General features: G+C 28.2%; 7 protein-coding genes. All 7 read right to left on the reverse strand.

The features are described from left to right. A partial coding sequence (locus Q1K13_RS13050) for a winged helix-turn-helix transcriptional regulator (RefSeq protein WP_366522629.1) occupies positions 1–115 on the reverse strand: 115 nt, incomplete at its 3' end. Positions 116–207: 92 nt separating this feature from the next. Next, the gene (locus Q1K13_RS09545; protein ID WP_300350043.1) at positions 208–2,694 is read right to left on the reverse strand and encodes a cell wall-binding protein; all 2,487 of its coding nucleotides are present in this window, start codon (positions 2,692–2,694) and stop codon (positions 208–210) included. Between the two features lie 409 nt (positions 2,695–3,103). Next, on the reverse strand, positions 3,104–4,342 hold the full coding sequence (locus Q1K13_RS09550; RefSeq protein WP_300350045.1) for a hypothetical protein: 1,239 nt from the start codon (positions 4,340–4,342) through the stop codon (positions 3,104–3,106). 282 nt (positions 4,343–4,624) lie between these two features. Then, positions 4,625–6,094: a cell wall-binding protein gene (locus tag Q1K13_RS09555; RefSeq protein WP_300350048.1), complete on the reverse strand. Its 1,470-nt coding sequence runs from the start codon at positions 6,092–6,094 to the stop codon at positions 4,625–4,627. Between the two features lie 122 nt (positions 6,095–6,216). After that, positions 6,217–8,097, reverse strand: coding sequence for a cell wall-binding protein (locus tag Q1K13_RS09560; protein ID WP_300350050.1), 1,881 nt, complete (start codon positions 8,095–8,097; stop codon positions 6,217–6,219). 97 nt (positions 8,098–8,194) lie between these two features. Next, complete coding sequence (locus Q1K13_RS09565; protein ID WP_300350053.1) at positions 8,195–10,480, reverse strand: glucosaminidase domain-containing protein; 2,286 nt, start codon at positions 10,478–10,480, stop codon at positions 8,195–8,197. A 22-nt stretch (positions 10,481–10,502) separates the two neighbouring features. Continuing rightward, positions 10,503–11,392: lipopolysaccharide biosynthesis protein (locus tag Q1K13_RS09570; RefSeq protein WP_300350056.1), on the reverse strand; the 890-nt coding region annotated here is incomplete at its 5' end.

An 11,392-nucleotide genomic window follows, 5' to 3' on the forward strand; every position in this document is an offset into this window, starting at 1 on the left:
CAACAGAAATACCTACCATATCAGCTAATTTTCTTTGGCTTATATTTTCCTCATTGTTTAATATCTTTAATATCTCAATCTCATGTGTTAACATTTCTTTTCCCCTTCCGTTCATTTTTTGAACACTATAATATTATCACAAAAATTTCCTTATTACAAGAAAAAGTGTTAACTTATAAAAGTTAACACTTTCAAAAAAAATATCTATTAATCTACTAAAGTTCCAGATTGATCAAAATAATATGAAGTTCCATCTATTGTTTTGTTACCTGTTACTACTTTTCCCTTTGATACATAGCACCAATTTTTTGAAGAACCATCTGTCCAAGAATGCCATCCATTAGTTTCATCTAATGCTCCATTCATATCTGCATAATATAATTGATTTTCTCCATTGCTATTTTCAGCTAAAAAAGTACCAACTTGCATCATTCCATAATCATCAAAGAAGTACCAATTTCCATTGATTTTTTCCCAACCTATAGCAACGTTGCCATCTGCTTTCACATATCCCCAGAAATAAAAGTCCTTGCTATATGATGGTTTTTTATACCAACCTTCTTTTGTTGTCAATGCACCATTTGAATCAAATGCATATAAAACATCTTTATGTGAATTGTTATCATATATTTTCTTGATTCCTGTTACCATGTAACCTTCATCAAAATAATACCATTTTCCATTTATCTTTTCCCAGCCTTTAGCTTCTTTACCATCTTTATTTACATAGTACCATCCTGTATTATCTTTTTTCCAACCTTCACTTTGATGTTCTATCCAAGCTCCATCCTTTGTAAAGTACTCAGTTTTTTTAGTACCATTTTCAACTATATTTGATAATCCAGTATCCATTGCTCCATTATTTAAATCAAAATAATACCAATTTCCATTTATTTTTTGCCAACCTACTTTAGCAAGTCCATCTTTTCCTAAATAGCACCATTGTTTTCCATTATCAGTTTCATTCCATGAGTGCCATCCTTCTTTATTATTCCAAGTTCCATCTTCATTTAAAAAGTATATTTTATTATTTTTGCTATTATAATCTATTTTACCTGAAACAACAGTTCCTTTTACCATAAATCCATAGTCATCAAAATAATAATATTTGTTATTTATTTTTTCCCATCCTTTAGCTAATTCTCCATTAGAATTAATATAAGTCCATTGATTTATTCCATCAAACTCGATTTTTTTCCAACCTTCTTTTGATACCCAAGATCCATCTCTATTAAATAAATAATTTTTACCATCTATATTCTTATATGAATCAACCATTGTTCCATAAATATCACTTGATTTACCTGTAGTTAACTCATCATCTTCATTTAAATAATACCAATTATTATGATATTTTAACCATCCAGTTTTAATAGTATAATCATTATTTAAATAATACCATTTTCCCTCAAACTTATTCCATCCTGTTTTTTCTACTCTTGCTCCATTTTCATCAAAACAGAATACTCCTTTATTTGTATCAACTACTCCTGTTCTCATTACTCCAGTCTCTGGATCTATTAAATAAGTTTTTCCATTTATATTTTGTAATCCTGTAATTAATTTTCCATCTTTAAAATATGTCCATTCTCTATTTGAACCATTTCCTCTATATGACCATCCAGTTCCATTAGGTAATCCAATTCCATTTTCATCAAAATAATAGCTTTCTTTAGTTCCATTTTTTAATGTAACCTCTTCTTTTTCATCAGTAATCATTACACCCTGATCTTTATCAAAATAATATAAATGATTTCCTATTTCTTTTGGACCTGTAGCTAATGTGTAGTCTGAATTTACATAATACCAACATACTCCGTCACCATCATATTCAGATTTATATTCAAATTTATACCAACCAGTTTTTCTTACTAAAGCTCCATTATCTTTAAACATCATTAATTTATAAGTTCCATCTTTTTCTTTTACATTTTGAGCTCCAGTTTCCATAACACCAGCTTCATTAAAATAATATGTTACACCATCTATTTCTTTTAAACCATTTTGTAAAGTTCCATTTTTATCAAAGTAATACCAACATTCTCCACCACGTTCTAAGTCTTTACCTTTAAGCCAACCAGTTTTTTGAGTTAATTCTCCACTTTGATTAAAGTAGTATTGCTTGCCATCTATTGCTAGAGCGCCAGTTACCATACTTCCATCTGATTTACTTAAATAATATTTATGTTCCTTATAGTCTAACCAACCTGTTTTAACTTTTCCATTATTATCGTAATAATACCATGTATTCTTAACTTTTTTCCATCCTTTATTTTCAACTTTTTTTGTTTCTTTAGTTTTATCTTGGGAAACTGTTGCTTTATTAACCTTATTTATATCATTAGATTTATCTTCTTTTTTATCACTTACAACTTGTGCTTTACTTGCTTCTTTATTAATATTTTCTTTATTTTTTACTTCAACTTTTTTATCTTTGTTATTATCTTTAGAAGTAACTATCTTATTTGCTTTATCATTTGCATTTTTGTTTTGTGCATCTTTTAAATCTTTACTTTCTAAATTTTTAACATTTTCTTCGGCTTGACCATTTTGCAAATTGCTTTGTTCAACTTTTACCGGTGCTTTTAATTCACTTGCATAAACATTACTACCCCCAAATATATATGAGCTTGACACTCCTGTAATTACCCCTGTTAATACTGCAATTGCAACTTTTTCTCTTACGCTTTTCATTTTTAACCCTTCTCTTCTTTGAATTTTTTGTTATTTTATGTAATGTATTTACAGTTTTATTTTACCATCTACACCTACTATTTATTTACAAAACAGTAACAAATATTTTAAAATTTATTATCATTTTTCTTGCATGATATTTACTACTAACCTAAGAATTCTAATAAATAAATTAAAGTCAATCTATAAAAAAAATAAAACTCTACTTTTACTAAGTAGAATTTTATTTTCACTATTAATCTTTTGTAAATTTCTGAGTATAATAAAAGATATTTGCTTTTTTAAACTTTCTTGCCTAATATAATTCTTATTTTTTAACCATACCATAGTTTCCCATATTTTCATCTATATAAAGAACAATTGATAACCATAAATCAACTTTAATTAAAATAATACAAGTAACCTTCAATTAATATTGCCAAACACCATTATCTCCAAATTGATAATATGTTCCATCTATATTTACATATCCTGTTTCCATTTCTCCATCGTATCCAAAATAATACCATGAACCATTTATTTTTTGCCATCCATAATCTTTAGCTCCATTACTTCCATAATAATACCAACAATAATTATTTTTTACCCAACCAGTTTTCATAGTTCCATTATCATTGAAATAATAATCTTCATTTCCAATTGTTCTGCTACCAGTTACCATCTCAGCTTCTGAATCAAAATAATACCAATATCCACCTATATTTTGCCATTCTTTCATAGCCCCAGAACAATCTGATTTAAAATAGTACCATTCTCCATTTATATTTTTCCAACCTAATTTTGCTGATCCACCATCCTCAAAATAATAATATTTATCTGCAATTTTATTAAGTCCTTTTGCCATAGCTCCATTTTTATCAAAATAATACCAAATATTATTTATTTTTTTCCAACCAGTATTCATTACTCCACTATTTTCAAAATGGTACCATTCTCCTCCTACCTTTACCCAATTAACAGCCATGGCACCATTATTATCAAAGTAATAAGTATTTCCATCTATATTATTAAATCCAGTTTTCATTTTACAGTCATTTTTATCAAAATAATACCAAATATTATTTATTTTTTTCCAACCCTTAACTCCAGTTCCATTTGAATTAAAATAATACCAATCACCCTTTGTATTTGCCCAGCCAGTTTGCATATCTCCATTATTACCTAAGTAATAAATTTCACCATTAACCTTCTGTAAACCTGTTGTCATACATCCTATATTTAAATATTCATTATTATAGTCATAATTAGAATTTTCCATAAAATAATACCAAGCTCCATTAATCTTTTTAAATCCTAAAGCCATAATCCCATCATTATCAAAATAATACCATTCTCCATTATGCACCTTCCATCCAGTTTGCATAACTCCATCTTCATTAAAATAATAATACTTTTTATCTATCTCTGTAGCAAAATTATTTTGTTTTTTATAACCATTACTTTTATCAAAATAATACCATTTGTTATCTATCTCAGTCCATCCTTTTGCCTTAGTCCCGTTATCATATTCATAGTAATCATTATTATAAATCCACTGTCCATGTTCTGAAGCATAAACATTATGAGAAGCAGTTAATCCACCTCCAATAGAAATAAACACACCACAAGCAATAGTAGTTGTAATAACCCTTTTCTTAATATTATTCATAAAAAAACCTCCTAATTATGTATTATATTTAAATTATATAATTTTGTGTATTTTTTGTAAAGTATTTGTATTTTTAGTTAAAATTATTATATTTTTATATTTAAATCAAATTAGAAGATATTTATCCATAACTTTTTCACTTTTATAAAATAAAATTTTAGGCTATGTTTTATTAAATATATGTGATTTCAGTTATCTCTTTAAACTTAATTACTGAACTCAATCATAATTTAAAACATAGCCAATCTTTATCATAAATTATATATATATCTAAATATATTTTTAATACCAATATTTACTCATATCATATTTAGGAATAACTAATATTTTAGGTTTTTTATTAGGATCTATCCACTTTAATGTTTTTAACATTTCTTCTCTTGGCATAGATACACATCCACCAGTTGCCCCTCTTCCTAAACAATGAACAAATATAGCTCCTCCTTTATTAGGAACTTGATTATAATTATAATCTGTTATTAAAGCATATTCATATTGTCTTTTATAAGATAGTAAATGTTCATAATCTCCTCCTGGATTATATCTAACCAATCTATTGTAGTACTTACTTCCATTATTTAAATCCCAATACATATCATCTTCAATTTTCATATAATTAATTTTAGTTCCTGGGTTATCATAAACTCCAAAAGAACCTATTATATCCATAACTCCAGCAGGTGTTGTATCAGTTGATTGCACTCTATCCTTAATATAAGCTAGTCCATTTTTACCAACTCTACCATAAGTAGAATCAACTTCATTCCACATACCACCACTATTTTTTTCATAAACTTCTATATTACAATAACTACTACTCATATTATTTGTAGTTGCTACAATTAACTGGCTGGAACCTTCAAGTTTAGGATTTCTAAATCCTTTTTCATAATGACCTGCCCCATTACCATCAAGTCTCCATCCATCAACATATGTATTAAATAGCATTGGTCCATTGTCTTTGAAATAATACCATATATTATTTATTTTTTTCCATCTTGATGTCATTGCTCCATTTTCTTCTAAATAGTACCAATCTCCTTTTAATTTTTCCCAACCTGTTTTCATAAGTCCATTACTTTTAAAATAATACCAACTATCCTGTACTTTTTCCCATCCAATCCTCATAGTTCCATTGCTTCTTAAGTAATACCAACCTTCAGGAAATTTTTCCCATCCTATTCTCATAGTCCCATTTTCTCTAAAATAATACCAATATCCACCAATTTCTTCCCATCCAGTTCGCATAGATCCACTTTTTTCAAAATAATACCAATAACCTTCTATTTTCCTCCATCCTGTAGCCATGACACCATTTTTTTCAAGGTAATACCACTTATCACCTATTTGTTGCCATCCTATAGCCATTTTCCCATCTTCTTTTAAATAATACCAACCTTCAGGAAATTTCTCCCATCCAATTCTCATAGTTCCATTACTTCTAAAATAATGCCAATCTCCTTCTATTTTTTGCCATCCAGTTAACATCAAACCATTATTATTAAAATAATAATAATATCCATTAATTTTTTTTAATTGATTTTTTATAATTCCATTTTCTCCAAAATAATACCAATCTTTATTATTTAAATACCATTGATTTTTTGAATTTTGTTTGTTTTTAGTAACATTAACTTCTTTATGTAAAGTATTTATAGGCTTTGCATAAGCAACCTCCTTTGGAATAAAAGAAATAAATGTTCCAATTAAAACTCCACATGAAATTATAAAATTAATCTTTTTTCCTCTCATCTTAATCCCTCCCATGTAAAATTTTACATTTACCATATTAATTTGTAAAGTTTTTTAAAATATTTTAATTTTTGTATTCATAATATAAAAAAATACACTACAAATTTGTAGTGTATTAGACATTAATTATTTAAAAGTATATTTAATAATCCATTAGAAAACTTTCCTGAAAAATCTCTTCTTAATATATCTTCATGAGATGATGGGAATGGTAATTCTACTAAAACTGATTTAGCTCCTATTGAATTTCCATAAGTAATTACAAATCCCCCTGGATACTTATTTATATTATTAAATCCAAATTGATTATCAAAATACTTAGCTATACTAGGATTTCCTATTGTTTTATTTTCCCAGCCATGTACATCTAAAAGAACTTTTTCTGTTGCCCCATTCATAGTTTTATTAATAAATCTATATAAAGCTTGAGCTTCTGGTGAACCTAATGGAGCTGATCCTGTGTAATTTCTATCACTATAATAAGGTCTGAATCCTATAGGGAATGATCTATTTATATCATTTCTAGTTGTTATTGTAGTTCTACCTGGACCATAGTTTGTCCATCCTTCAATTCTTCCATCAGGATTAGCTGATGGTATAAGATAAACACTCCATTCACTTAAATCTACACCTTTATTATTATATTCTTGTTTTAATCTACTTACAGCCTTCTCAGCTATAGTTTTAAGTTCTTGAGCATCTCCATTCCATGCATCCTCATAACCATGCACACCAAAAACAGCAAATAAAACTTTTTTTCCATTTCCTATTCTATAATAATCTAAATTTCTTCCTCTTCCACTTTTACCATAAACACCTTCTGTTACAATCTGATTTCCAACACCATCAGAATTTACATACCATTCACCAACAACTTTGTTAGTTTCTAAGGCTCCTCCAGAAGTAAAATGATACCATTGTCCATTTATACCTTCCCAAAAAGTAGCCATAGGTCCATTATTTTTAAAATAATACCAATATCCATCTATTTTTTTCCACCCTATATTCATAGCTCCATTTTCATGAAGATAATACCAATATCCATTGATTTTCTGCCAACCAGTATTCATAAGCCCATTATCCTTCATATGATACCATGTACTTCCTAACTGCTGCCACCCTGTTGACATAACACCATTCTCCTTAAATAAATACCAGCCTTCCGGAAACTTTTCCCATCCAATTCTCATTGTTCCATTGCTTCTAAAATAATACCAATCACCATTGATTTTTTGCCAACCAGTTACCATTGAACCATCTTTTGCAAAGTAAAACCAATCTCCATTAATTTTTTCCCAACCAATTCTCATTGGACCATTACTTCTAAAATAATACCAATCTCCATCTATTTCTTGCCAACCAATTACCATTTGCCCATTACTTTTAAAATAATAACGATACCCATCAATGTTCTCCCAATTAGTTTTCATAATACCAGTATCTTTATTAAAGTAATACCAATATCCATCAACTAACTTCCATCCAGTTGTTCTAACTCCATCTTGTCCAAAATAATACCAACCTTCAGGGAACTTTTCCCATCCAATTCTCATTGTTCCATTACTTCTAAAATAATAATCTTTACCTTCAATATTTTGCCATCCAACTACCATTTTGTAATCATTACCAAAATAATATTTATAACCACCAATCTCCTTGAATCCTTTAACTAATTTTCCATCTTCACCATAATAATACCAAATACCCTCTTTAAATTCCCACTGATTTTTCTTTATCTCTACTTTAGCACTCTTTTCATGTGTTTCATCTTTATTTTCATTTACATTATTTTCATCCTTTAAATAGCTATTATTTATTTTACTATTATCATTTTTTTTCATTCCAGCTTCTTTAACTTTATTATTTAAAACTTCATCATTATTAGAAATATTAGATTTTATATTTTTACTAGCAGTTTCTGCGTAAGTATTACTTATAAATAATCCACTATTTAAAAATACCGATCCTGCAATTAATGTAACTACAATTTTCTTTTTAATCATTGCTTTTCCCCCATTTTATTCAATATAAGTATATATTATCACATTTTCTCTTATATTTACACAAAAAAAATAGAGTACTTTAAGTACTCTATTTTAATTATTCTCTCATTAATCCACTATTTTCAAAATAATACATTACATTATTTATCTTCCTTGATCCAGTAACCATTGCACCATTATTATCAAAATAGTACCAACCTTCAGGGAACTTTTCCCATCCAATTCTCATTATTCCACTACTTCTAAAATAATACCATGTATTATTTATTTTTTGCCATCCTGTCTGCATTACTCCATTACTTTCGAAGTAATACCATTCTCTATTAATTTTTTCCCATCCAATTCTCATTGTTCCATTACTTCTAAAGTAATACCAGTGTCCACCTATTTCTTGCCATCCTGTCTGCATTACTCCGTTACTTTCAAAGTAATACCATTCTCCATTGATTTTTTCCCATCCAATTCTCATTGTTCCATTACTTCTAAGGTAATACCAGTATCCACCTATTTCTTGCCATCCTGTCTGCATTTTTCCATTAGAATCAAAGTGATACCAATATCCATCTATATAATGCCATCCTGTTGCATTTTTTCCAAGAACTTCGTAATACCAAGTTCCATTAACATCTTTCCATTTTCCTACTGGTTCTGTTGAATATTTTCCAGTATTAATAAATTTTATATCTGATGCAGATATATACCCATTTTCTTTCCAGTTATAATCCCCACTAAAAGTAGTAGGTTTTCCATTTTTAATTACAGGTTCTGTAACAACTGGATTTATCACATAAGAACTATTTCCATAATAATCAACTTTATTTCTATTTAATACAACAGTTGTTGCCCCTATTTTTTCAACGTTATCAGTATTCATATTTTTTACATCATATAAAGAAACTTTATCTTTGTTTTTAACTGTTCCACTCTTAGTAAATACTCCTAATTGATAATGATTAAAATCTTCTAATCCAGCTATTCCTTTTCCACTTGTCCAATAATCAATTATATAAGCATACTGTCCTGCTTTTTCTCCCCAAAATGGATCAGATGCATACTGAACGTTTGCTCCACTTTCTTTATTTCCAAGATAACCTCCAAAATATCTCCAATCTTCTGGATCTGAATATCCTCTTGAAATATAGTATTTAGCAAATTCATCTATACATTGTTCTGCACTTTTAAAATAGTTTGCAGATTGTCCTGGGCTTGAATCAACTGCATTTAATCCAAATAGGTTATTCTTCTCTAATGCAATTTTTGATGTTCCCCATGCTGATTCATTTGCCGCTAAGCCAAGCATTAATAAAGCATTTGAACCATATTTATTTTGTGCATTAATAAATGCTTGTCCCGTTCCTCTTAATTTACTATTGGGTTTTGTTTTACGGTTTATAAATGTATTCAACTCATCAGCAGTAAATGTTGTTTTACTTCTAAATGGTAAATACATATAGTATGCATAAAATTTATTATTTACATTTACAGAATTATTATGATTACCATTTTGTAAATCACCTATTAATGTGCTTAAATCTCTATAAAAATATTGCCCGTCATAACTATAGTACTTAACATTTGATTTTAAGAAATCTGGTGCCGGTCCAATAGTTACAAAATATCCACCTTCTGAAGTATCAACAAGATTTGTACTTATATAGTGTTTTAATTCTCCATCCTTAACTATATAATAGCTTGGATTTTTAGCTTGGTTTAATGGAACTACAACTAAGTCATAGTTTCCTGAAGCTTTATCCTTATTAACCCAACCTTCATATCCTGCAATCTCAATCTTAGCTGCATTTCCTCTATCCTCAATAATAGGAACATCATCAACGTAACCCGCATTTACATATGTAAATTCATTAGTTAAATTAGGGCTGCTATATATATTAGTTATATATTTAAATCCAGCTGGTTGTCCATTTTTATATTTAACTATTCTTCCCATAGATTTTTTTGAATAAACTACTTGTCCACTATTATTTAATATAACTGGCATAGCAGCAAAACTTTGATGCTTCCTACTTTCTTCTTTAAATTTAGATTCAACTTCTTTATTGCTATTGGCTGAATCTAAATAGGTGTACTTTCCATCCTCATGTGCTAGAGCAATTTCATATTTATCTTTTGTTTTAGTAACTAATCTATTTATGGATTCTTGTCCTGCTTTATCTTCTTTAAATTCTTCTCTCTCTACTCCATTTTCATCTTCAAAATATGAATTTGGAAGAGCAAAAAATTGGTGTGGCTTTTTCACTACCTCATATGTTTGTCCAACCAAATTTTCCTTAGATTGAGTAAGAGAAGTATTAGTATCAGCAAAAACATTTACTGAACTAATACTTAATGCCACAAGCATAGGTACCAACATTTTTTTTATCAATTATCTCACTCCCTAAATTCTCTTATCTATTTCTTATTTTCCCTAAAAACTTATTCATAACTTCTAATAAATTTTCATCTTTAATTAATAGTAATATTCCAAAATATAATATTGAATTAACAACCACAACAACTGCTGTAAATTGTAATATTCCACTTACATATCTACTTATAAAGGCTGTTACTGGTATAAACAATAGTGATATTATTAAATATTTTGTCTTATCCATTCCAAATATGTTGAAATCTAACTTAAGTACAGTCTTCATGAAAATATATTCTAAGATAACAACTACTATATTAGCTAACATTGTTGTTATTATTGCATTAGTACCATTAAATATTCCAAAGTACAATAAAGCAACATTAAGAACAAAGTTTACTGCACCACCTATGAATGTAAATTTAACTTGTTCTTTTTCCTTGCCTTTTATATACATTACTTGGTTACTTAAAATCATCTCATAACCTAAACTTATAATATACAATGAGAATACCTGTAACATAGGTATGGCTGGTAAATATTCATGCCCCCCATAAATAATTATTACCTCTTTAGCAAGAACAAAAAGTCCTATTGATGCTGGGAATAATATTATGAAGTACATTTTTGATATTTTATCTAATAATCTTTCATATTCATCATGACTCTCATTAGATATATAATTTGACATTCTTGGAATAGTTACAGTTATAACAGTCATAAGTAATGTATTTATTATGTTACTTACATTTTGGGCAGTTACATAGTAAGCAACGGAATCCATACTTATGTATCTTCCTATAAAATATCTATCAAGTTGAGTATAAAGTACGTTAGCATTTGATAATATAACAACTAAAAACATTGGTTTTATATGCTTTACTAATGTTAATCCTTTAAAATTAAAAGGTATTCTCTTCTTAATATAGA

Origin of the sequence: Clostridium sp., from assembly GCF_029267215.1 — a bacterium.
In the GTDB taxonomy this organism is placed as follows: Bacteria; Bacillota; Clostridia; order Clostridiales; family Clostridiaceae; genus Sarcina.